This is a genomic window from Dokdonella sp. (genome assembly GCF_019634815.1).
Lineage (GTDB): Bacteria > Pseudomonadota > Gammaproteobacteria > Xanthomonadales > Rhodanobacteraceae > Dokdonella_A.
Genome location: NZ_JAHCAP010000002.1, coordinates 105,279 through 128,312, shown reverse-complemented (window position 1 = coordinate 128,312; position 23,034 = coordinate 105,279). Strand labels below are relative to the sequence as shown.

26 protein-coding genes are annotated in these 23,034 nt (G+C 65.1%); 13 read left to right on the top strand and 13 right to left on the bottom strand.

What is annotated here, in order from left to right; translation table 11 throughout:
* Positions 1-188 precede the first annotated feature (188 nt).
* A complete protein-coding gene (locus KF759_RS02015; RefSeq protein WP_291222810.1) occupies positions 189-359 on the top strand; it encodes an oxidoreductase-like domain-containing protein in 171 nt (56 codons plus the stop codon).
* Between the two features lie 107 nt (positions 360-466).
* Here the strand turns inward: KF759_RS02015 and KF759_RS02010 are convergent, their stop codons facing one another.
* On the bottom strand, positions 467-616 hold the full coding sequence (locus KF759_RS02010) for a hypothetical protein (protein ID WP_291222716.1): 150 nt from the start codon (positions 614-616) through the stop codon (positions 467-469).
* Positions 617-637: 21 nt separating this feature from the next.
* On the opposite strand from KF759_RS02010, the gene KF759_RS02005 reads away from it, so the two are divergent.
* Positions 638-1,726: an ionic transporter y4hA gene (locus tag KF759_RS02005; protein WP_291222714.1), complete on the top strand. Its 1,089-nt coding sequence runs from the start codon at positions 638-640 to the stop codon at positions 1,724-1,726.
* Between the two features lie 141 nt (positions 1,727-1,867).
* The gene (gene fabV, locus KF759_RS02000) at positions 1,868-3,076 is read left to right on the top strand and encodes an enoyl-ACP reductase FabV (protein ID WP_291222712.1); all 1,209 of its coding nucleotides are present in this window, start codon (positions 1,868-1,870) and stop codon (positions 3,074-3,076) included.
* 80 nt (positions 3,077-3,156) lie between these two features.
* On the opposite strand, the gene KF759_RS01995 is transcribed toward fabV, so the two are convergent.
* From KF759_RS01995 to rimO, 6 genes are all read right to left on the bottom strand, one after another.
* The gene (locus KF759_RS01995) at positions 3,157-4,359 is read right to left on the bottom strand and encodes a DUF4340 domain-containing protein (RefSeq protein ID WP_291222711.1); all 1,203 of its coding nucleotides are present in this window, start codon (positions 4,357-4,359) and stop codon (positions 3,157-3,159) included.
* Positions 4,356-6,233 carry a Gldg family protein gene (locus KF759_RS01990; RefSeq protein ID WP_291222709.1) on the bottom strand — a complete coding sequence of 626 codons (1,878 nt, stop codon included), beginning with the start codon at positions 6,231-6,233 and terminating at the stop codon, positions 4,356-4,358. The genes KF759_RS01995 and KF759_RS01990 overlap by 4 nt, the downstream gene beginning before the upstream one ends.
* 13 nt (positions 6,234-6,246) lie before the next feature.
* Complete coding sequence (locus KF759_RS01985; RefSeq protein ID WP_291222707.1) at positions 6,247-6,981, bottom strand: ABC transporter permease subunit; 735 nt, start codon at positions 6,979-6,981, stop codon at positions 6,247-6,249.
* Complete coding sequence (locus tag KF759_RS01980) at positions 6,978-7,919, bottom strand: ABC transporter ATP-binding protein (RefSeq protein WP_291222705.1); 942 nt, start codon at positions 7,917-7,919, stop codon at positions 6,978-6,980. The genes KF759_RS01985 and KF759_RS01980 overlap by 4 nt, the downstream gene beginning before the upstream one ends.
* 186 nt (positions 7,920-8,105) lie before the next feature.
* Entirely contained in the window at positions 8,106-8,984 is an 879-nt protein-coding gene (locus KF759_RS01975) for a DUF3025 domain-containing protein (protein WP_291222704.1), read from the bottom strand.
* Positions 8,938-10,263 (bottom strand): 30S ribosomal protein S12 methylthiotransferase RimO, encoded by a 1,326-nt coding sequence (rimO, locus tag KF759_RS01970; RefSeq protein ID WP_291222702.1) that lies wholly within the window; start codon positions 10,261-10,263, stop codon positions 8,938-8,940. Before rimO ends, KF759_RS01975 begins: the two co-directional genes overlap by 47 nt.
* Positions 10,264-10,378: 115 nt before the next feature.
* On the opposite strand from rimO, the gene KF759_RS01965 reads away from it, so the two are divergent.
* From KF759_RS01965 to pcp, 9 genes are all read left to right on the top strand, one after another.
* Positions 10,379-12,499, top strand: coding sequence for a diguanylate cyclase (locus KF759_RS01965; protein ID WP_291222700.1), 2,121 nt, complete (start codon positions 10,379-10,381; stop codon positions 12,497-12,499).
* A 55-nt stretch (positions 12,500-12,554) separates the two neighbouring features.
* A complete protein-coding gene (locus KF759_RS01960; protein ID WP_291222698.1) occupies positions 12,555-13,232 on the top strand; it encodes a dienelactone hydrolase family protein in 678 nt (225 codons plus the stop codon).
* Positions 13,229-13,645 (top strand): HIT family protein, encoded by a 417-nt coding sequence (locus KF759_RS01955; RefSeq protein ID WP_291222696.1) that lies wholly within the window; start codon positions 13,229-13,231, stop codon positions 13,643-13,645. Before KF759_RS01960 ends, KF759_RS01955 begins: the two co-directional genes overlap by 4 nt.
* On the top strand, positions 13,645-14,373 hold the full coding sequence (pxpB, locus tag KF759_RS01950) for a 5-oxoprolinase subunit PxpB (RefSeq protein WP_291222693.1): 729 nt from the start codon (positions 13,645-13,647) through the stop codon (positions 14,371-14,373). Before KF759_RS01955 ends, pxpB begins: the two co-directional genes overlap by 1 nt.
* Positions 14,370-15,341 carry a biotin-dependent carboxyltransferase family protein gene (locus KF759_RS01945; protein WP_291222692.1) on the top strand — a complete coding sequence of 324 codons (972 nt, stop codon included), beginning with the start codon at positions 14,370-14,372 and terminating at the stop codon, positions 15,339-15,341. Before pxpB ends, KF759_RS01945 begins: the two co-directional genes overlap by 4 nt.
* On the top strand, positions 15,338-16,102 hold the full coding sequence (locus KF759_RS01940) for a 5-oxoprolinase subunit PxpA (protein ID WP_291222690.1): 765 nt from the start codon (positions 15,338-15,340) through the stop codon (positions 16,100-16,102). Before KF759_RS01945 ends, KF759_RS01940 begins: the two co-directional genes overlap by 4 nt.
* A 101-nt stretch (positions 16,103-16,203) precedes the next feature.
* Entirely contained in the window at positions 16,204-16,908 is a 705-nt protein-coding gene (locus KF759_RS01935; protein ID WP_291222689.1) for a DUF969 domain-containing protein, read from the top strand.
* Entirely contained in the window at positions 16,902-17,873 is a 972-nt protein-coding gene (locus tag KF759_RS01930) for a DUF979 domain-containing protein (RefSeq protein WP_291222687.1), read from the top strand. The genes KF759_RS01935 and KF759_RS01930 overlap by 7 nt, the downstream gene beginning before the upstream one ends.
* The gene (gene pcp / locus KF759_RS01925) at positions 17,870-18,526 is read left to right on the top strand and encodes a pyroglutamyl-peptidase I (protein ID WP_291222684.1); all 657 of its coding nucleotides are present in this window, start codon (positions 17,870-17,872) and stop codon (positions 18,524-18,526) included. Before KF759_RS01930 ends, pcp begins: the two co-directional genes overlap by 4 nt.
* Positions 18,527-18,535: 9 nt before the next feature.
* On the opposite strand, the gene KF759_RS01920 is transcribed toward pcp, so the two are convergent.
* The 6 genes from KF759_RS01920 to KF759_RS01895 form a co-directional block, all read right to left on the bottom strand.
* Positions 18,536-19,213 (bottom strand): hypothetical protein, encoded by a 678-nt coding sequence (locus tag KF759_RS01920; RefSeq protein WP_291222682.1) that lies wholly within the window; start codon positions 19,211-19,213, stop codon positions 18,536-18,538.
* A gap of 53 nt (positions 19,214-19,266) precedes the next feature.
* Entirely contained in the window at positions 19,267-19,665 is a 399-nt protein-coding gene (locus KF759_RS01915; RefSeq protein ID WP_291222680.1) for a hypothetical protein, read from the bottom strand.
* A 31-nt stretch (positions 19,666-19,696) separates the two neighbouring features.
* Positions 19,697-20,107: a hypothetical protein gene (locus tag KF759_RS01910; protein WP_291222679.1), complete on the bottom strand. Its 411-nt coding sequence runs from the start codon at positions 20,105-20,107 to the stop codon at positions 19,697-19,699.
* A gap of 100 nt (positions 20,108-20,207) precedes the next feature.
* Positions 20,208-20,774, bottom strand: a complete 567-nt coding sequence (dcd, locus tag KF759_RS01905; RefSeq protein WP_291222678.1) for a dCTP deaminase — start codon at positions 20,772-20,774, stop codon at positions 20,208-20,210.
* A gap of 98 nt (positions 20,775-20,872) precedes the next feature.
* Complete coding sequence (gene apbC / locus KF759_RS01900; protein ID WP_291222676.1) at positions 20,873-21,964, bottom strand: iron-sulfur cluster carrier protein ApbC; 1,092 nt, start codon at positions 21,962-21,964, stop codon at positions 20,873-20,875.
* Between the two features lie 62 nt (positions 21,965-22,026).
* A complete protein-coding gene (locus KF759_RS01895; RefSeq protein ID WP_291222674.1) occupies positions 22,027-22,371 on the bottom strand; it encodes a carboxymuconolactone decarboxylase family protein in 345 nt (114 codons plus the stop codon).
* Between the two features lie 138 nt (positions 22,372-22,509).
* On the opposite strand from KF759_RS01895, the gene KF759_RS01890 reads away from it, so the two are divergent.
* Complete coding sequence (locus tag KF759_RS01890) at positions 22,510-22,959, top strand: DUF2147 domain-containing protein (protein ID WP_291222673.1); 450 nt, start codon at positions 22,510-22,512, stop codon at positions 22,957-22,959.
* Positions 22,960-23,034 lie beyond the last annotated feature (75 nt).

Sequence of the window (23,034 nt, the reverse complement as noted above, 5' to 3'; positions counted from 1 at the left end):
ACTGCTTGCGTATCGACTCCGATCAGGGCGCCGACGCCCTTGATCCCGCCATTGTGCGCGCATGGACCGCGCCGGGCGAAGCGGGCGCGCGTTTGATTCAGCCAACGCTGTGTTTGGCACGGGTGACAACATTGGAACCGGCGGCGACAATCTCCATCTGCATCCGTGTGCCACTTGAACCTGCCTGCATGAACCCGCTCGAGACAGACCCACGTCCGCTGCCACCCGAGCCACCGCTGCCCGGCGATTGCTGCGACAGTGGCTGCGATCGCTGCGTCCAGGATGTCTATGCCGAGGAGCTGGCCGACTATCGTCAGCGGCTTTCAAGTTGGCAGGACCGTCATCGCGACGCCTCGTGAGTTCCGCATCGGCACGGTCGCACGCAACGGTTCCGCGGCAGGCATTGCGAGCCCTTGACCATCGCGCCACGGCCGAGTCGGACACACGACCACGGCTGCGCCGGTCATCAGGCAAGCAGGGATGCGCGCTTCGCCAAATCCATGCCAGTGGCTATAGTGTCGATCAAGACTTCCTCTTCTGCTGACGGCTGCGCGGCAATGCCGTGATGAGCTTCGAAGCCGCCGGAACGGGAAGTCTCTTTTTTGCCCGTCGCCACCGACCGCCATCCCGATCCCGCATGAACGCAGCCGTCAACCACAATCCGCCGTGGACCTATGCCCTCCCCCTCGCGGGAATCGCCGCGCTCGTGCTGTCCTGGGCAGCGCCAGGCATTCCCGGCATCATGGTGGTGCTGGTGCTCGGCTTGGTCGGCAGCATCATTTCCGCAGTCCATCATGCAGAGGTGATCGCGCATCGCCTTGGTGAACCCTTTGGCACCCTGGTGCTCGCGCTAGCGGTCACCGTGATCGAAGTCGCGCTGATCGTCTCGATGATGCTCAGCGGCGGCGAAGCGGCAGCGGGGCTTGCCCGCGACACCGTGTTTGCAGCGGTGATGATCATCCTCAACGGCCTGATCGGAGCCAGCCTGCTGGTCGGCGGCCGCAAGCACCACGAACAGGGCTTCAAACTGGAAGGCATCAACGCCGCGCTGGGCACGCTCACCGTGATCGTGACCTTCACCCTGATCCTGCCCAATTACTCTTCGAGTGCGCCGGGGCCGGTCTACACGAACGGCCAGCTGATCTTCGTTGCGATCGTCACCTTGCTACTGTTCGTCGCATTCACGCTGTTCCAGACGGTGCGCAATCGCGACTATTTCCTGCCCGCCGAAGACGAATCGGAGGACGACGACAGCCACGCCGCGCCCGCCAACCGCGAAGCGGTCATCAGTCTTGTGCTGCTGCTGATTGCCCTGCTCGCGGTGGTACTCAGTGCCAAGGGCATCTCGCCCGAGATCGAACGCCTGGTCGCTGCGCTGAACGCACCAGCAGCCACGGTCGGCATCTTGATCGCGACCATCGTGCTGCTGCCGGAAAGCGTTGCCGCGATCCGCGCGGCACATGCCAATCAGTTGCAGAAGAGCCTCAACCTCGCGGTCGGTTCGGCGATTGCCAGCATCGGCCTCACCGTGCCGGCCGTGGCCCTGCTCGCCGTGATCATGGGCTGGCCACTCGCGCTGGGCATCGATGCCAAGGCCACGGTGATGCTCCTGTTGTCGTTGTTCGTGGTTTCGATCTCGCTGCGCACCGGTCGCACCACTACCCTGCCCGGCATCGTCCACCTGGTGGTTTTCGCTGCCTGGATGTTCCTCAGTTTCGTGCCCTGAGCCGACAGCATCCGCGCGGGGTGGGCCAGCATTTCGGCGGCAGCACACACTGGCCCGCGCGGAGTCGCCGGCGCGACGATTGTGCGACTCGACCGGCGTTGCCCTAAAATCCTCGGCCCGACAACGATCCGGTGAACGAGCTTGATCATCCATCCCAAGGTCCGCGGCTTCATTTGCATCACCACGCATCCGACCGGCTGCGCGCTCAACGTGCGCGACCAGATCGCTGCCACCCGCGCGCGCGGCGTGCGCACCGATGGGCCGAAGAACGTGCTGGTGATCGGCGCCTCGACCGGCTACGGCCTCGCTGCGCGCATCAGTTGTGCGTTCGGCTTCGGTGCCAACACGCTCGGCGTCTTCTTCGAACGCCCGGGCAGTGTCAGCAAGCCGGGCAGCGCCGGCTGGTACAACAGTGCCGAGTTCGACCGTCTGGCCAAGCAAGAGGGCCTGTACAGCCGATCCATCAACGGTGATGCGTTTTCCGACGAAGCACGCGCCAAGGTGATCGAACTCATCAAGACCGAGATGGGCGGACAGGTCGATCTGGTCGTCTATTCGCTGGCGGCGCCGGCACGCAAGCTGCCGGGCAGCGGCGAGGTCAAGCGCTCCTCGCTCAAGCCCATTGGCGCGCCCTACACGTCGACCGCGATCGACACCAATCGTGACCTGATCGTTGAAGCAACCATCGAGCCGGCCACCGCACAGGAGGTCGAAGACACGGTTGCGGTGATGGGTGGCCAGGACTGGGAACTGTGGATCGACGCGCTCGAGCGCGCGGGCGTGCTTGCAGCCAATGCGCGCAGCGTCGCCTTCAGCTACATCGGCACTGAAATCACCTGGCCGATCTACTGGCATGGCGCGCTCGGCCGCGCCAAGGTCGATCTCGACGCGACCGCGCGCAGGCTCGATGCGCGCCTGTCCGCGCGTGGCGGCAGCGCCAATGTCGCCGTGCTCAAGTCGGTAGTGACGCAGGCGAGCGCGGCGATCCCGATGATGCCGCTGTACATCGCGCTGGTGTTCAAGATCATGAAGGAAAAGGGGCTGCACGAAGGCACCCTGGACCAACTCGATCGTCTCCTGCGCGAAAACATGTACCGCAGCGATCACCAGGCGCCGGCGCTCGACGAGGAGCAGCGCTTCCGCCTCGACGACTGGGAACTGCGCAGCGACGTGCAGGATGCCTGCAAGGCGTTGTGGCCCCAGGTCACCACTGACAACCTCTTCCAGCTGACCGACTACGCCAATTACAAGCGCGAGTTCCTCAAGCTGTTCGGCTTCGAGCGCGCGGATGTCGACTACGACGTCGAGGTGGATCCCGATGTGCGCTTCGACTGCATCGAATTGGGCTGAACCGCATTGCGGCACGGGTATCGACCCGTGCCCTTGCTCGTTGACTTGACTCACGCGGCGCGCAAGGCGCCGCGCGATCTTCATTTGCCCCTTGCTTTTGCCTTCGTTGGCTTGGCTTCGGCCGGCTTGAGAAGCTCGGAGATCGACTTGTCGAGATTGGCGGCCTTGTAGGCCGGCAGCACGAAGGTCCAGCCATGCAGGCGCGCTTCCAACCTCGCAACCTCCTCATTGAGCGCGGCCAGGCGATTGACGCGATCCTTGCCCGCATCGGTCTCGGCAAGCGGCTTGATCGGCATGTCCTTGCCCTCCTTGCTCCCGCCTTTTTCAGCATCGGCGAGCGCCTTGGCGTATTCCGCCTTGACCTTGCCCTGCGCGGCGTCGATACCTGCGTTGGCCTTGGCCGCATCGAGCCGGACCCCGATCTGCGCGTAGTGCTTGCCGTCACTGCTCCAGTTCGTGAGCACGAACACCAGGCCATCGCTGGTTTCGAATTGCGCATTGCGCGCATCGGCGGGCACCTTCACGCCGCTGCTCGCAAGCACATCGTCCAAACGCAGACCGTCAAGCGTGCCGGCAATGCCGTTGATCGTGTAGGCATCGCCCGCCTCGCGCCCCGCAGGAACATCGAGCAGGCTGAAATCGGCATCGCCTTGAGCCTTTTTCGCAAGCCGTACACCCGCACCATCGGTCCGCCCCAAGCTGACACTGGCGATGCGCGAGGCCGGAATCGACAACAGGTCCTTGTGCAACCAATTCACGGGATTCTTGTCGACACCGAGCGCGGCCAGCGTCAACCAGCTCTGCGCATCACCCACGCGCCGCACGTACGTGCCGCCATGCGGATTGGCATCGCCGATGATGAGCTGCAGCGGTTGCGCCAACCCCTTCAGGTCAAGCTCGACGCCCTTGGCATCGCTGGCGCCAATGTCCTGCACGCCCAGCACCGCGTACTTGTCCTTGTTCGCGGTCTTGGGCTCGACCAGTCTCGCATCGGCGAGCTTGAGCAGCAGCTCGCGCAGCTTGCCGCCATCGACGGGATAACCACCCTTCTCGGCCAGCGTCCAGTCCTTGTCACCGCGCACCAAGGTCGCCAAGGTCTTGTTGCCGGCCCCCTTGATCACCACACTGCCGACGTCGTTGAGGTGTTCGCCCAGGCCCGGCGCCAGCAAGGCATCGCGTTGCGCTGCCTCGCGTTCGGGCTGGTTGCCGTAATGAATCACCACGGCAGCGAGCAAGGCCAGCAGCGCCGCGATCAACAGGCCGATGAAAGTGTTCCGGTTCATGCGCGGGCTCCCCGCGCAGCGCGCCGACGTTGCGCACGCCACCAGGCAAAGGCCAATGCCGCCAGGGTGACCAGCAGCGGCATCAACAGGATGTTGATGATCTTCAGGCGCGCGCCCAGGGATTCAATCTGCGCATCGAGCTGACGCCGCACCCCGCGCAGCTCCTTGCGGATTTCCACCTTGCGCTTGAGGAATTTGTCGAGCTCGCCCTTCTGTTCGGGCGAAAGGATCATCGCCTGATCCTGGGCCTTGGCCGATTGCAGCTCGGTGAGCTTGCGTTCGGTTTCCGACAACTCCCGCTGCAGGTCCTGCTCCTTGGCGCGGAAACGCTCGTCGGCGCTGCGCTTGATCGCCTCCACGGTGGTGAATGGCCGCTGCGAGGTGGCGCGACCACGGATGCGGATCAAGTCGCCAGAGCCGGCAAGGTTGTCAACCAGATTGACCGCGAAATCGCCATTGTTGGCGAAGGCGTTCATCAGCGACTGGCCGAGGAAGGAACGCACCTGCACCCACATGCGATCGGACAGAATGTCGGTGTCGGCGACCAGCACCACTTGCGCCGGCTCTTTCGATTGCGCCAGATGGCCGTCCCCCTTGCGCTCGGGGAAAGCCGTGGCAAGCGTGCCGGTGAGACGACCGGCAATCACGAACGGCGTACCGCTTGCCGTGTAGTTGGCCAGCATACTCGAAGGATCGCTGAGCATGCGCAAGCGATCGCTGGCCACGCTGCTCGCGTCCGACGAGGTCTGCACCAGCGGTTCGAGTTTCTCGTCCTTGGCGTCCTTCGCCAGCTCGATGAAGCCCGCGCTGCTGACATTGATCGTGGACAGGCTCGCCGTGACCACGTCGTCGTGATTGAAATCGGTATCGCCCAAACCAAGAATCGCCGGATGCCGAACCGGCGCCTGCGCTTCACCCATGCTGATCGCCAGTGCGCGCGAGCGATCGAGCACCACCTTGTGCGGGTCGTAGTCGACGTGCCAGGCCTTGAACAGTTTTGGCAGGTCTGACGATTTGTCAGCCATCATCGCCGCCATCGGATTGTTCGGATCGGCGCCGGTCTGGTCCATCTGCGCATCGGGGTCGACGAAGGCGAGCAGATGACCACCACGCAGCACGAACTGATCGATCGCATACTGCGCGTCATCCGACAGGTTTTTGGGTTGCACCAGGATCAGTACCGACACGTCCGCATCGATGCTCTTGAGCGTGCCCGCATCGAGCTTGCGCACGTCGAACAGTTGCCGCCACTGCTGGTCGATCGCCCACGCCGGGCGCATCTGGCGCGTGGCCTGGTCGAATTCCGCCTCCATCGGCAGGCCCGACAGCAGACCCACGACCGGCTTCTTCGGCACTTCAAGCTCGTGAATCAGTTTGGCGATGTCGTATTCGAGGAAGGCTTCCTTGTCCGGCTGCAGGAAAGGAATCGCCGCCTGTCCATTGGTCGAATTGGTGCCGGCGATGCCGAGGAAAATCTTGTCGCCTGCGGCCGACACCGGAATCGCTTGCAAACCCATGCTCGATGCGCGGTCCTCGTCCTCGGAAAACGGCAAGGGATCGATGAACTGCAGGTGCAGTTTGCCACCCGAGTGAGATGCCATTTCCTGCAGCATCTCGCGCACACGCGTGGCATAGGCGCGCACCTGCGGAATTTCCTGGCTGCCCTTGTCGGAGTAGAAGAAATACAGGCTGATTGGTTCGTCGATCGACTTGAGAATGTTGCGCGTGCCTTCGGACAGCGTGTACAGGCGGCCTTGGGTGAGATCGACGCGCGCGCCACGCAGCGCCACATTGACAACCAGCAGCACCGCCACGAACAACACGCCGAGCACGACCAGTGCGGAACCGGAAATCGCCTTGCGATTGAATGCCATCGTCGGTTCCTCCTCAGGCCGCTTTCTTCATGTCGATCACGAGCGTGCTGGCATACAGCCAGACCGCGATCGTGAGCACGAAATATACGAGGTCACGCAAATCGATCACACCCTTGCCGATCGCCTCGAAATGAGTGAGGAAACTCAAACCTGCAACTGCATCGACCACGCCTTGCGGCGCGATCGAACCAATCGCACCGAGCACCAGCGGGTAGCCGGCGAGCAGCAACACGAAGCAGATCGCGACGGTGAGGATGAAGGCGACCACCTGATTGCGGGTGGCTGCCGACAGGCAGGAGCCGATCGCGAGAAAAGCCCCGGCCATCAGCAGCGAACCCAGATAGCTGGCGAAAATCACGCCGTTGTCGGGCCTGCCCAGGTAATTGACCGTCAGCCAGATCGGAAAAGTCAGCGCCAGGGCAATGGCGATGAAGGCCCAGGCGGCGAAGAACTTGCCAAGCACCGCCTGCCACAACGTCACCGGCAAGGTCAGCAGCAATTCGATCGTGCCGCTCTTGCGTTCTTCGGCCCACAGGCGCATCGACACAGCCGGCACCAGAAACAGGTACAACCAGGGATGGAAGGTGAAAAACGGCTGCAGGTCGGCCTGGCCACGTTCGTAGAAGCCGCCAAGATAGAACGCGAAGGCACCTGCAAGCAGCAGGAAGATCACGATGAAGACGTAGGCCACCGGCGTGGCAAAGTAGCTGCGCAGTTCGCGCTTGAAAATCGTCAGCGTCAAGCTCATGTGCGCACTCCCTTGCCACCCGCGCCCTGGGTGATGCTGCGAAAGACCTCGTCGAGACGTCCGGCTTCGAGCGCGAGCTCGCGCACCGCGACATTTTGCGCCTTGAGTGCATCGCTGACCGCCACGAAGATCTGCCTTCCAGGCTTCGGAAAAGCAGTGATGCGCTGGTCCTGCGGATCGACTTCGATCGCGGCGACATCGGCGACGCGCGCCAGCGCCGCCTTCGCCTGCTCCACGTCGGCGGCACTCAGTGACACCGCCTGATGGTAACGCGAGCGCGCCTCGAGTTCGGCCGGCGTGGCGTCGGCAAGCAGGCGGCCACCGGCGATGATGATCGCGCGCGTGCACACCGCATGGACCTCTTCGAGCAGATGGGTCGAGATCACGATGGTCTTGTCGCGCGCCATCGAGTTGATCAGGCTGCGGACCTCCTGCTTCTGGTTCGGATCCAGGCCGTCGGTCGGTTCGTCGAGAATCAGCACCTGCGGATCGTGCAGGATCGCGCCTGCGAGACCGACACGCCGCTTGAAACCTTTCGACAGGGTATCGATCGGCTGTTCGAGCACGGCCTCCAGATGCAGCCGGCCGACGGAATCGTCGATGCGGCGCTCGGCGGCGTCACCGGCGAGGCCGCGCATCGCTGCCATGAAATCCATAAACTCGCGCACCGTCATCTCGCCGTAACTGGGCGCGCCTTCCGGCAGATAGCCGAGCACGCGACGTGCCGCCAGCGCCTGCGTTTCCACATCGAAACCGGCCACGCTGGCACGCCCCGAGGTCGGCGCAAGGAAGCCGGCGATCATCTTCATCGTCGTCGATTTGCCGGCGCCGTTGGGGCCGAGGAAACCGAGCACCTGTCCGGGCTCGACCTTGAAACTGATGGCATTGACAGCCGTGAAACTGCCGTAGCGTTTGCTGAGTTCGCGGGTTTCTATCATCGTCGTCCAGTCAAACCCTTGTCAGGAAAAAAAAACAGGTCCGCGCGGATCGCCATGCGCAGGCCTCGAACCATCGGGATGTCGCCGGCGACGCTTCGAGGCAGACGCAAGCTGCCGCGCGGGACGCGAAAAGATACCGCAAGCCATGCAAAAAGTTCCGCCGTCGAAGTTCACATTCGCCGCTTGTCAGCTTTCCGCAAGCTGCAATGACCACGGCGCGGGATAGCCGCGTCCCGCGCGCACCGGCTGAAAGCACGGCGTGCACGCGAAGAAATCCTGTTGAGCGCCGCGCGCATGCCAACCGGGAATGCCCGCGAGCGGCAAGGGCCGCAATTCCTGCGGATCGGCCAGCAAACGGCCGGCAACGATTTCGGCTGCAACAGCAGCTTCGGCCACGGGCCAAAGCACGTTGGCATGTCTGTCCGAATGGGCCGCAAGCAAACCGGCGTCGACCGCCACCACCACGCACTTGGTCACCGGCAGCGCAAAGCCGCTCCAGAGATGCTCGAGCACGGCATGACCGAACACCGTGATGCCCAGCTCACGACCCCACGCCGCGGCATTTGCACGAAACAGCACGGGCCAGTCGTGCCCGTCCCAGGCAGGCAGCAGGGCCGGATCGGCAAGCCAGACAATCGCACCGGCTTCGTCGAAGTGCGTCAGCGCACACTGGCCGCGCGTTCGCTGGCGCGAACCGACCTTGGCGATATCGGCGATTTGACGCGCGTTGATCGCCCATTTGAGCCGCGGATGACGCGCCCACGCGCGGGCATTGAATGCATCATGGGCATTGTCGCGGCGCGTGGCCAGCTGGCCGGTGGCGGCAATGCGCGCCTCGTAGTGAAAGCCATCGGCGAGCAGCGCCGGATCCTGCGCGCTGATGCGGGGTCGCGCAATGCCATCCGCGCATTGCGCCGCGAGCCGCTGTTGTTCCAGCAGTTCGAGGTCCGGCAGGTGCTCGCCCGGCTGAAACCACCCGGAGAGCGCCGGATGCGGATCACGCACGCGCGCCTGGCTCTCAGTCGAGGCGTGCGAGCCGCCCAATGAGGTCGTGCTGGTCGGCATGGACAATCTCCACCTGCGCGAACTGGCCGGGCTTGAGCTTGTGGCCATCGTCAATGCGCACGATGCCATCGATCTCGGGGGCATCCCCCATCGAACGGGCGATCGCACCGTATTCGTCGACTTCGTCGACCAGCACGCTCTGCACGCTGCCGAGCTTGCGCGCCAGCCGCGCCGCCGAGATCTCCGCCTGCACTTCCATGAAGCGCTCGAGGCGTTCTTCCTTGAGCTCCTCGGGCACCGGATCGGGCAAGTCATTGGCGCGCGCGCCCGCGACCGGCGAATAGGCGAATGCACCGACCCGGTCGAGCTGCGCCGCACGCAGAAAATCGAGCAACTCCTCGAATTCCGCATCGGTTTCGCCCGGAAAACCAACGATGAACGTGCTGCGCAAGGTCAGCTCCGGACAAGCCACGCGCCAGCCCTGCACGCGAGTCAGCACCTTGTCGACATCGCCCGGACGCTTCATCAGCTTGAGGATGCGCCGGCTCGCGTGCTGGAACGGGATGTCCAGATACGGCAGTACCTTGCCCTCGCACATCAGCGGAATGACATCGTCAACGTGTGGATAGGGATAGACATAGTGCAGGCGCGTCCACGCACCGAGCTCGGACAAGCCCTTGCAAAGATCGGTCATGCGCGTCGAGTAATTGCTGCCACGCCAACTGCCGGCGGCATATTTCAGATCGACGCCATAGGCGCTGGTGTCCTGCGACACCACCAGTAGTTCACGCACGCCGCCCTTGACCAACTTCTCGGCCTCGTCGAGCACCTCCCCGATCGGGCGTGACACCAGATCACCACGCATGGAGGGAATGATGCAGAAGGTGCAGCGGTGGTTGCAGCCCTCGGAAATCTTGAGATAGGCGTAGTGTTTGGGCGTGAGCTTGATGCCCTGTGGCGGCACCAGATCGAGAAATGGGTCGTGCTTGGGCGGCAGCACGCCATGCACCGCATTCATCACGCTGGCGTAGTCCTGCGGCCCCGACACCGACAGCACCGCCGGGTGCGCCTCGCGGATCAGCGAGGCACGCTTGCCCAGACAGCCGGTGACGATGACCTTGCCATTTTCCTCCAGTGCCTCGCCGATCGCATCGAGCGATTCGGCAACCGCGGCATCGATGAAGCCGCAGGTATTGACCACCACCACATCGGCGCGGTCATGTCCGGGAATGATCTCGTAGCCCTCCACGCGCAACTGGGTGAGGATGCGCTCGGAATCGACGAGCGCTTTCGGACAGCCGAGGCTGACGAAACCAACTTTGGGATTGCGGCGCGACATGGGCGTCCGGACAGCTGAATGGAATCATCAATTCTAGTGACGGCGGCCGCCACGGTCACGTGGCAATGCTAAGATCGCCCGAGCTGCAACGCGGCCTTTCCACATCAGGGACACCATGCGCACGCTCGACGGCGCGGCGGAAATCCGGACACGCAAACGACCCTGCGGGCTGCTCGTCCGACTTGGACTGTGCCTGCTCCTGTGCGTCAGCGCAGGCGCTGCCGGCGCCAATCCGTATCCGCGCGCCGAGCTGGCCGTGAGCAGCCGCCAGCTCGCACAATCACTCGCGGCTGCACTTGGCAGCCCGTTCTCGCTCGAACTCGCCGATGTATTCGGAGGAGCGCCGGCGCGCCAGCATCTGCTGGGCTTCATCGGCGACTGCGCCGCAGCGCTCGATGTGCCGCCGGTCGCCGACGCGTTGTGGTCGCGCGCCTTGCATCTGGCGGTGGCCCGCGGTGACGCACGCGCCGAGCTCGACCTGAACAAGATGATCGCGCGCAGTGCCACCATGCTCGGCGACTATGATCGCGCCCGCGCCGCCGCCCAGCGCGCCGCGCAATTATCGCTGCGCCTGGACGACCACGATGCCCTCGCCCAGGCCGAGAATGCACTCGGCATTGTCGAACGCCGCCGCGGCCATCTTGACAAGGCCACCAAACACCAGTTGAAGGCGATCGCGCTGTTTTCCGCCAGCGGCAACCAGGCCGGCGAGATTCGCGCACTGACCGACCTCGGCACCGTCTGGCGCGACCGCGGCGAGTTTGCCAAGGCCCTGCAGGTGCAACTGGATGCTGCCGCCAAGGGCCATTCCGACACCGATCGCCTCGAATACCTGTATCGAAACCTCGGCTTGCTTTACCGCGACATCGAGGACGCCAGCGCCTCGCGCCAGTATTTCGATCGCGCGCTCTCCGAAGCGATCGAGCGCGGCTCGCCGACCGCCTACTCGACCGTGATTGGCTCGTATGCAAGCCTGCTCAATGACCTTGGCGACTTTGCCGGCGCGCGCGACGCCTCCTCCGAGGCGCTCGCCATCGACAGCGCGCTCGATGATCGACCGCATCAGGGACTGGACTTGCTCGAACTGGGCCGCGCCTTGCTCGGCCTGCATGAGAATGACGAGGCCGAGCGCCACCTCGAACATGCCCTCAAGCTCGGCCGTGAACTGCAGCAACGGGAAATCGTCGCCCGCTCGCTGCTGCACCTGACCCAGGCTGCGATCGCCGATGGTGACACGCTGCGCGCCCGCGGCTCGATCGACGAGGCCATTGCCGGCCTCGAGGCCGCCAATCTGCGCCAGCAGCTGGCTCAGGCTTACGCGATGCGCGAGCAGCTCGCTCAAAGTGAAGGCAACTCGCAAGATGCCTTGCGCTACGCGCACAAGTATCTGCAGGCGCGAGAGGAAATGATCGGCGTTCGCACCAGTCGCCAGCTCGCGGCACTCGAGGTGCAGCACGAACGCGCCAACGCCGAGCAACGCGTGTCGATGCTGGCCAAGGACAACGAATTGCAGGCCGCGCGCATCGAGCGCCAAACGCTGGTGCGCGATACCGCACTCATCGTCATCATCGGCTTGAGTCTCACATTGGGCGCCCTCGTTTTCCGTCACCGCAGCATGCGCCGCTTCAACCAGGCCTTGGCCCAGCGCAATCAGGAGATTCTCGAGGCCAGCGCCAAACTTGATTCCGCCAATGCGGCGTTGCGCGCGCAGGCAGCCGAACTCGAACGCGCGGCCACCATCGATTCCCTGACCCAGATCGCCAACCGCCGCCACCTGCTCACCAAACTGGCCGACCGCATCGTGCAAGCGAGCGAGCAGGGACGATCACTGGTGTTGATGCTCATCGATTTCGATCATTTCAAGGCGATCAATGACGAGCATGGTCATTTGTTCGGCGACCAGGTGCTTGCGACGGGCGCGCGCGCGATCAGTGAACGTCTCTCGCGCAGCGACCTGCTCGGTCGCTACGGCGGCGAGGAATTCGTCGCCGTGCTGGAACAGTGCCCAGCCGATCAGGCGCTCGCATTCGCCGATGGCGTACGCGAGCACGTCACCCAGCGCCTGACATCGACTCTGCCCGTGCTCGGCGCCAAGGGTTCGGTCAGCATCGGCGTCGCCTGCATGGCCGACCTGTCGCCGCCGGTGGACATGTCCGGTTTCCTCGACGCGGCCGATCAGGCGCTGTATGCCGCCAAGCATGCGGGCCGCAACTGCGTGCGTCGCTACCCGACCTGAACATTGACACGCCACGGCCGCTGCATACGCTGTAGCGTTCGCGACGGAGAAGATGATGGGCCGCACGATCCAGATCAATACCTCGCGCATGCAGTGCATCGGCGCCTACATGGCCACGGCACAAGGCGCAGCCAAGGGCGGCATCGTCGTGGTGCAGGAAATCTTCGGTGTCAACGCCTGGGTGCGCTCGGTGGTCGATCGCTTTGCCGCAGCGGGCTACACGGCGATCGCACCGGCGTTTTTCGACCATGTCGAGCGTGATGTCGAACTCGCCTATGACGCCGCCGGCACCGAGCGCGGGCGCGAACTCGTCGGCGAAGTCGGCCTTGATCTGGCCGTCGAGGATGTTGCCAGCGCCGCGGAATCGATCGCCTCCGCCGGCCGCATCGGCTGTGTCGGATTCTGCTGGGGCGGCACCGTTGCCCTTCTTGCGGCAACACGCCTGGGCATGCCCGCGGTGAGCTATTACGGCAGCCGCAACGTCGGCTACTTCGCCGAAGCGGCACACGCGCCACTCATGTTCCATTTCGGCGCGCGCGATCGCTCGATCCCACCCGCCGCAATCGAGCGCCATCGTCAAGCCTGGCCGCAGGCGCAGATCCATGTCTACGAAGACGCCGGCCACGCCTTCGATCGCGATGCCGAGCCGCACGACTACCGTGCCGCAAGCTCCCGGACATCGCGCGAACGCACGCTCGACTTTCTTGCACGCCATCTCGGGAGCGCAACATGAGTTTCAGCCTGGACCCCCGGCTTGCGGGCGACAGCCATCTGGTCGGGGAACTGTTGCTGTCGCAACTGCGGCTGATGGATGATGCGCGCTTCACCTGGCTGATCCTCGTGCCGCGCATCGCCGGCGCGCGCGAACTGATCGATCTCGACGCCAAGGATCGTGGCCAGCTGCTCGAGGAAATCACGCTGGTCGGCCGCGCGCTCGAAGTGCTGGTGTGTCCCGACAAGCTCAATATCGCCGCGATCGGCAACGTCGTCGCGCAATTGCATGTCCACATCATCGCGCGCTTCACGGGCGATGCACTGTGGCCCGATCCCGTCTGGGGCCGCGGCGAGCGCATCCCGTTCACCGCTGATGCGCGCGGACAGCAACTGGCGCGCCTGCGCGAGGCACTCAAGGCGGAATTGGCCTGATGAGCGCGGGTGCCGATCCCGGCTTCTCGATCGAGCCGCTCGGCGAAACCATCCTGCTCATGCGCTTTGGCACACAGGTCGATGCCGCAGTCAATGCGCACGTGCATGCGGCCGCTGCGATGCTGCGCAAGGTCGAGATGCCCGGCCTGCTCGATCTCATCCCTGCCGGCGCCTCGCTCGCCCTGCACTACGACGCGGTGTTCTGGGCCGGCAGCAACGGCGAGCCGCCCTGGCAACATCTGGCCGGTTCGCTGCGTGCCGTGTTCGCCAGCCCGCCAGCGCAAACCACAGACAAGGGTCGCGTGATCGAAGTCCCGGTCTGCTACGGCGGCGAGTACGGCTGCGATCTCGACACCGTGGCCAGCCATGCGGGCATCGATGCGGCTTGCGTGATCGAGCAGCACTGCGCCGGCCACTATCGCGTGGCGATGCTCGGGTTCGCACCGGGATTTCCCTACCTGCTCGGGCTCGCTCCGCTCCTGCACATGCCGCGCCGGGCGCAGCCGCGGCTGCGCGTGCCGGCCGGTTCGGTGGCGATCGGCGGCGCGCAGACCGGAATCTATCCACGCGAGCTACCCGGCGGCTGGCACCTGATCGGCCGCACGCCCGCAACATTGTTTGACGCCGAGGCGCGACCTCCAAGCCTGCTCGCGCCAGGCGATCGCGTGCGCTTTCGTGCGATCGACGCCATTGAATTCGCGGCGATCGTCGAGCCGAACACACGATGAGCGTCGCCGTGCTCAAACCGGGTTGGCTCACCACGGTGCAGGATCGCGGCCGCTACGGCTACGCGAATCTGGGCGTCGGCAATGCCGGGCCGATGGACGAAGTCGCACTGCGGCTGGCCAATCTGCTGGTCGGCAATGACGAAGGCGCGGGTGCGCTCGAGTACACCGCCAGCGGCCCGTGCCTGCGATTTGCGCAAGCGGTGCGCGTTGCACTGACCGGCGCCATGTTCGAGGTGCGCGCAAACGGTGCCGCCTTGCCGATGTGGCAGAGCCATGTGCTGCCGGCAGGCGCCACGCTCGAGATCGGTGCCACCACGCGGGGGCTGCGGGGCTACCTCGCGGTCGCGGGCAGCTTTGCGCTCGCCCCCGTGCTTGGCAGCGTCGCCACCGATCTCAATGCCGCGCTCGGCCCGTTCGGCGGCCGCGCGCTGCGCACGGGCGACAGCATCGATCTCAATGCCCTGCCCGGTGTCGATCTCGACCCGGACACCAAGCCGCGCTGGTCCCTCGATCCACGGCCCTGGTTCGACTTCGATCCCGCGCATCCGATCCATCTGATTGCGGGCACCCACGCCGATGCACTGGATCCGGCTTCACGCATGGCGCTGCATCAGGCCGAGTTCCGCATCGACCGCGACTCCAATCGCGTCGGCCTGCGTCTCGACGGCCCGCGGCTCGCACTGTCCGCACCGCTGGAGCTGGCGAGCGAAGCGATTGCATTCGGCACTGTGCAACTGCCGCCGGGTGGGCAGCCGATCGTGCTCATGGCCGAGCACCCGACCACCGGCGGCTATCCGCGCATCGGCCAAGTCGCGGCATTCGACCTGCCACGCCTGGCCCAACTTCGACCCGGCGACACCCTGCGCTTCATCGCCATCGATCAGGACGAGGCACAATCACGCTATCTTGCGCGCGAACGCGAACTCGCCCGTCTCGCCGCGGCCATTGCCCAACGCCTGCAGCCATGAACCTCCGCATCGACCTCAACAGCGACATCGGTGAATCCTTCGGTGCCTGGACGATGGGCGATGATGCCGGCGTGCTCGCGCACGTCACCTCGGCCAACATTGCCTGCGGATTCCACGCCGGCGATGCACTGACCATGCAGCGCACGGTCGCGCTGGCGCTCGAACACGGCGTGGCGATCGGCGCGCATGTCGGCCTGCCCGACTTGCAAGGCTTCGGACGCCGTGAAATGAAGATCAGCGCGGCAGAGGCCCATGCCTTCACGCTCGGCCAGATTGGCGCGCTCGACGCTTTCGCCCGCGCAGCCGGCACACGCCTGCGTCACGTCAAACCGCATGGCGCGCTCTACAACCTGGCCGCACGCGATGCGAGCCTCGCCGACGCGATCGCGCAGGCGATCCGCGGTTTTGATCCCGAACTCGTGCTGGTGGGGCTGGCCGCGAGCGAACTGCCACGCGCGGGTGTGCGTGCAGGCCTGCGCGTCGCCCACGAGGCCTTCGTTGATCGTCGCTACGAACCCGACGGTTCGCTCACGCCACGCAGCCGCGCCGATGCGGTGATCGCCGATGCCGATGCCGCAGTGGCGCAGGCACTCGCGATCGTGCGTGACGCCCGCGTCAGCGCCCGCGATGGCAGCACCCTCGCGCTGCGCGCCGACACGCTGTGCGTGCATGGCGACCGCGTGGACGCCGCCACGTGGGCGGCCAGACTGCGCCAGGCACTCGAAGCCGCGGGCGTGGACGTGCGAACGCTGCATGACTGAGCCGCCGACCGTGGATTGCCTGCAGATCCCGCACGTAGCGCCAGTGCCGCGCACACACCCCGCCCTCCTGCTTTCCCATCTCCAGCGATGAGCCCTCGTCCATGAACTATTGGCCCCTGCTTGGCGTTGCCACCGTCGTCATCGGTTTCGTGCTGCGCGTGAATCCGGTCCTGGTGGTGGTGATCGCCGGATTGGTCAGCGGTCTCGCCGCCGGCATGAGCCCCGGCGACCTGCTGGCGATGCTCGGCAGCTCCTTCGTGAGCAATCGCGCCCTGCTCTTGATGGTGATGACCTTGCCGGTGATCGGCCTGCTCGAACACTGCGGCCTGCGCGAGCGCGCGCGCGACTGGATCGCCGGCTTTCGCGGCCTGACACTCACTCGATTTCTCGCCAGCTATCTGGGCCTGCGCCAAGTGTTGTCGATGCTCGGCCTGACCAATGTCGCAGGTCATGCGCAGACGGTAAGGCCGCTGGTCGCGCCGATGAGCGAGGCCGCCGCCGAGCGCACCGTCGGCACGCTCGAGCGCGGGCAACGCCATGAGGTTGCGGCGATGGCCGCGGCCACCGACAACATCGGCCTGTTTTTCGGCGAGGATGTGTTCATCGCGCTCGGCGCCGTGCTCCTGATCCAGGGCTTTTTCGCCCAGAACGACATCGAACTGCAGCCGCTGGCGATCGCACTGTGGGCGCTGCCGACCGCGATCGCGGCGTTCCTGATCCATGTGCTGCGCCTGCGCCACTTCCAGCGCCAGCTCGAACGTGCGGCGCGCAAGCGCGTTGACGCCAAGGGAGAGGGCGCGTGCTGAGGATCGAACACGTCTACTGGCTTCTCGGCGCATTCCTCGCGTTCGCGGCGATCGCCAACCTGCGCGAGCGGCGCATCCCGATGGCGGCGTTCTGGGCGATCCTCGCCTGCGCCTTCCTGTTCGGCGATGCAATCCTCGCTGCGCTCGCAGCGGGCAGCCGCTGGCCCGCGCAGGCGATGGGTGTGGGTGTGATTGGTCTGGGCATCATGGCCGCACGCGGCAAGCTCGGAACCAGCGCCGAAGATGAAACCACGCTCGCCAGCCGCCGCGCGAGTGCGCAGCGGCTGGGCAACCGCCTGTTCGGACCGGCGCTGGTGATTCCGCTGGTCACCCTCGTGGGGGTCCTTGCCGGGCCTTGGTTGCGCTGGGGCGAAACCGTGCTGATCGAACCGCGCCACGCCACCCTGACGGCGCTCGGCCTTGCCTGCGTGATTGCCCTGATCGCCGCGCTGCGGGTCACGCGCGCAGCGCTCGCCACGGGCATGAGTGAAGGCCGCCGCGTGCTCGATGCGCTCGGCTGGGCCGCGCTGCTGCCGATGCTGTTGGCGACACTCGGCAGCGTGTTCGCGAGCACCGGCGTCGGTGATGCGATCAGCGCGCTCGTGGGCATGCTGATCCCCGTCGACAGCCGCCTCGCCTGCCTGCTCGCCTTCGCCCTGGGCATGGTCCTGTTCACGGTGATCATGGGCAATGCCTTCGCGGCGTTCCCGGTGCTCATGGCCGGCATCGGCCTGCCGCTGCTGGTGCTGCGACACGGCGCCGACCCGGCGATCCTCGGCTCGATCGGCATGCTCACCGGCTATTGCGGCACCCTGCTCACGCCGATGGCCGCGAATTTCAATATCGTCCCCGCGGTGCTGCTCGAACTGCCTGACCAATATGGCGTGATCCGGGCACAATGGCCGAGCGCACTGGCCTTGCTCGCGGTCAATTTCCTGCTCATGTGGTTTCTGGTGTTCCGATGACTTCACACGGATCGATCCTCGTCACCGGCTTTGCGCCCTTCGCGGGCGATGCCGTCAATCCATCGCAACAGGTCGTGCAGGCACTCGATGGCCAGACGATCGACGGCCACACGGTGGTCGGCGCCGTGCTTCCGGTCGCGTTCGCGCAGACGCCGGCGCTGCTCGACACCCTGCTCGTGCGCCATCGGCCGCGCCTCGTGCTCGCACTGGGCCTGGCCTGCGGGCGTGCCGAGCTCTCGTTCGAGCGTGTCGCCATCAACCTCATCGATGCACGCATCGCCGACAACGATGGTGACCAGCCGATCGACCAAGCCGTCACCGACGACGCGCCGGCAGCGTATTTCGCCACCCTCCCGCTCAAGGCGATCGTCGCCCAATTGCACGAGGCCGGCATCCCCGCCGCACTGTCGTTGTCAGCCGGCAGTTTCGTGTGCAACCAGGTGTTCTATCTGCTCGCGCATCGACTCGCATCGCGCTCACCGCTCACGCGCAGCGGCTTCGTCCACTTGCCGCTGCTGCCCGAGCAAGTCGCGGCACATCCAGGCCAACCGAGCATGACACTGGCAATGATGATCGAGGGGATACGCATCGCAATCGAATGTGCCCTGGTCGTGCGCAGCGATCTGCGCGTCCACGGTGGCAGCATCGCCTGAGGCACGCGATCAGCAACCCGAATCGGCGTCCTTCTCGGCGCTCACCTCGAGGATGAGCACGCCGGTTTGCGCATACGGCAGCCGCGCCTTGATCGCATCGGTGCTGTAGTAAAAGCCGCTCTTGGTTGGCGCCTTGATCGCCTCGCGCACTTCCGAGACATAGGACTTGCCGATCGCCGAGGGATCGGTCGCAAGCGCGAACTTGTGCACGTCATCGAGTACCACGCAGCCGAGCAGGCGCGTCTTGCGGAACGGGCGGATGTCCAGATGCAGCGGCTTGACCTCAACCGGCTCGCGCCAGCCCGATTCGCCACTTTGCACGTAGAGCAGCGGCTTGAACACGGTGTTGCCGGTGCCCTTGTGCGCACGCTGCGCGACCACCTGCACGCGCACCGCGGCATGGGCAAGAGTCTGTGGCAGCACGATCTCGCGAAAGCGACTGCGGCCCTTGCTGAAATCATGCTGCGGCGTGGCCTCGACGAGGCGCAGGCGCACGGGATGCCCGGTCGCAAGTTCGATCGCACCCGCCGCGGGCGCATCGACGACTTCGGCCACGGGGTGGCCCTTGCCGAACAGGCGTTCCTTCCAGTCGTGAAAGGTTTCCGTGACCGCGCTGATCGGACCGGCGCTCGCGAGCGCCGACCACAGAGCGAAGGCAACGATCAGACCGCGCGTCCAAACAGACATTGCGCCGGGCGCCCCGCGCCCGCGGCAAGCATCACGCTGCCGAAGCATTGCCCTCAATGCGTGTCACTGCCAGCCGCTGCAGGCTCGGCACTCTCGATCGGCGGCGGCTTGGGCGTGTCCTGCGGCTGCGGGATGTCCTTCAGCTCGCGACCATCCTGCTCGAAGGACTTGAGGCCGAGCGCCTTGGCGATCGAGCCGATGATGCGGCGCTGCTCGTCGTCGCCGCCCTTCTTGAGCACGACGCCCGTGATCTTGTCGGTATCGCGCAGATCGGCGATGTAGCCGTAGAGCTCGGCCTTGCCGAGGGTGGCGCCGTCGATCGAGAACTTCACGCCCTTTTCGGGCTTGACCATCGCATTGCCGTCCTTGATGTCCGAACGCGCCTGCGCACTGCCGATCAGCGCGAGGCTGAACAGCAAGGCCGTGAAAAACAATCTGATCGTCTGCTTCATCGTGGTCTCCCTATGCATTGAACCGATGTATTCACTTGTCCGACTTGTCGACTGGCACGATCTCGGAAATGCCACCGTCCTTCTCGAGCATGTAGGCCTTGAACTTCATTTCCAGCGACACGCGCGCGAGCGACGAAATGTGTTCCTTGGTGATCTTCTGCTTCTCGCCGCGCTTGAGCAGCACGGTCGACATCGGCAGATGCTCTTCGAGGCGATAGCGGAACGCACTGCGCAGGTCCTCGACCGTGAGTGGCGCACCGTCGAAGTCGAACTGATTGCTCTTGTCGGCGAGCAGGGTCACGTCGAAGCTCGCCGGCACATTGGCCGCGCGTACCTGATCGGGGGCGACATTGCCGCCGCGATGGCAGGCGCCGAGCAACAAGATGGCCGTCGCGAAGGCGGCGAGCGCGAGCGGCCGAAGAATGCGGAAAGTGCGCGTCACTGGGTTCGTCTCCGTCTTGAGTCGAAAGTCTTGGTGGCGGGCAAGCCTACCACCGGCGCCGCGCGCACGGGGATGCCCACGGCATTCCATCAGGCGCCATTCATGCGCTGGGCAGGGTCACGCCGGTCTGGCCCATGTACTTGCCGCCGCGGTCCTTGTAGCTGGTCTCGCAGTCCTCGTCGGATTCGAGAAACAGCATCTGCGCGACGCCTTCGTTGGCATAGATGCGCGCCGGCAGCGGCGTGGTGTTGGAAAACTCCAGCGTCACGTGGCCTTCCCATTCCGGCTCCAGCGGCGTCACGTTGACGATGATGCCGCAGCGCGCATAGGTGCTCTTGCCCAGACAGATCGTGAGCACGCGACGCGGGATGCGGAAATACTCGACCGTGCGCGCGAGCGCGAAGGAGTTGGGCGGAATGATGCAGACATCCGACACCACGTCGACGAAGCTGCGCGCGTCGAAGTTCTTCGGATCGACGATGGTCGAATTGATGTTGGTGAACACCTTGAACTCGTTGGCGCAGCGCACGTCGTAGCCATAGCTCGAGGTGCCGTAGGAAATCAGGCGTTGCTCGTCGCGGCGTTTGACCTGGCCGGGCTCGAACGGCTCGATCATGCGCTGCTGCTGCGCCATGCGGCGGATCCATTTGTCGCTCTTGATGGTCATGGATTGGGCTCTGGGATGGAGAATCGGGAAGCGGGGGTCTGGAGTCGGAGGCGAAGCGCGCTGTGCGTCACGCACCTTCCGACTCGCGATTCCCGGGCTCAGGTGTCCTGGACCACGATGCGCGGCATCGCGATCGCCTTGTTGCGCGCGCGCAGACCGAGCCTTGCGGCGGCGTTGCGTGCAATTTCGCGGTAACGCCGTGCGATGTCGGAGTCGGGCATCGCCGCAACGCTCGGCGTGCCGCCGTCGGCCTGTTCGCGGATGCGAATGTCGAGCGGCAGGCTGCCGAGCAGGGGTACCTCGTACTGCGCCGCCATGCGCGCGCCGCCACCGTTGCCGAAGATCGCTTCCTCATGACCGCAGTTGGAGCATACGTGGGTGGCCATGTTCTCGATGATGCCCAGCGTGGGCACGTTGACCTTCTCGAACATCTTGAAGGCCTTGCGCGCATCGAGCAGCGAGATGTCCTGCGGCGTGGTGACGATGATCGCGCCCGATACCGGAATCTTCTGGCACAAGGTGAGCTGGATGTCGCCGGTACCCGGCGGCAGGTCGATGATGAGGTAATCCAGATCGACCCAATTGGTCTGGCCAAGCATCTGCGTGAGTGCCTGGGTCGCCATCGGCCCGCGCCAGATCATGGCGGTGTCTTCCTCGACCATGAGGCCGATCGACATCGCCTGGATGCCGTGCGCGATTTTCGGTTCGATGCGCTTGCCGTCCCGGGTGTCGGGCTTGCCGGTGAGACCGAGCATGAGCACCTGGCTCGGACCGTAGATGTCGGCGTCGAGCACGCCGACACTCGCCCCCTCGGCCTTGAGCGCAAGCGCAAGGTTGGCGGCCACGGTCGACTTGCCGACGCCCCCCTTGCCCGAGGCGACCGCGATCACGTTCTTGACTGCCGGCAGTGGCATCAGCCCGTGCTGGACCTCATGCGCGTGCACGCGCCAGTTCACGCCGACTGCGGCGTGTGCGATCTGCGCGTCGGCTTCGAGCGCCAGCTTGACGCGCTCGGCAAACTGCGCACGCACGCTCTCGGCCGGATACGGCAATTGCAGATCGACCGTGATGTCGTTGTCGGCCACGCCCACGCCGCGCACCTCGCCGCTCTCGACGAGGTTCTTGCCGGTATGCGGGTCTTCGATGCCGGCAAGGATTTCGTTGACTCGGGCCGTGAGGGCTGCACTCATGATGGCAATGCGTCGAAGGTGAACGCACCATTATGCCAGCGATCGCGGTGCCGGCAGCGCGTTCAGCCTGTTTTTGCCGAGTGCTTGCGGATCTGGTCGAGGGCGAGGTTGGAATGCGCATAGGCGCCCCCGGCGCGCATTTCCGCCGCCACCCAGATCGCTTCCATGATTTGCTTGTCGTTGGCGCCGGCCTTGAGTGCGCCGTCGACGTGACCGCGGATGCAGTACGGACACTGGGTCACATGCGCAACCGCAACCGCGATGAGCTGCTTGGTGCGTGCATCGAGCGCGCCGTCGGCAAATACCTGTTTGCTGAAGGCGTGGAAGGCATTGAGCGTCTCGGGTGCGAGTTCGCGCCGGTAGTGGCCCAGATCGCCGCCCGCGGGGGGATACAGGTCATCAGCCATGGTTTGCACTCCGTTGGTGAGGAACGTCCATCATGGCACGCACTTGGCAACGTCCCCTGACGCGCTACGGCGCAGCGCGTCTTGACCTGCCCGCCGCTTCGCGCAAGGCTGCACCGACCTTCAACCGGAGAACGCTCCATGCGCTTGATCCTTCGCTGTGCCGTGATCGCCGCTGCCGCACTGTGCAGCTCGCTGGCCCTCGCCGACGAACTCACGCCAGTCGGCACCTGGACAACGATCGACGACGCCACTGGCAAAGCCAAATCGGTGGTGCAGATCACCGACATCGGCGGCAAGCTGGAAGGCAAGGTGCTCGAGGTCCTGCAATCGGACGATGGCCCACATCCCATTTGCAAGAATTGCACGGGCGATCGCAAGGACAAGCCGATCGAGGGCATGGTGATCATGTGGGACGTGGTCAAGGACGGCGCGAGCTGGAGCGGCGGCCGTATCCTCGATCCCAAGACCGGCAAGGTCTACAAGGTTTCGCTCACCCCGGCCGATGGCGGCGCCAAGCTCGACGTGCGCGGCTACATCGGCTTCTCGTTGTTTGGTCGCACCCAGACCTGGCAGCGCAAATCCCCCTGATCCCTGCGTCCGTCCCCACCCGCGCCACCGGCATCGCGTCCGGTGGCGTTTTCGTTTGAATGGCGGTGTGCGTGC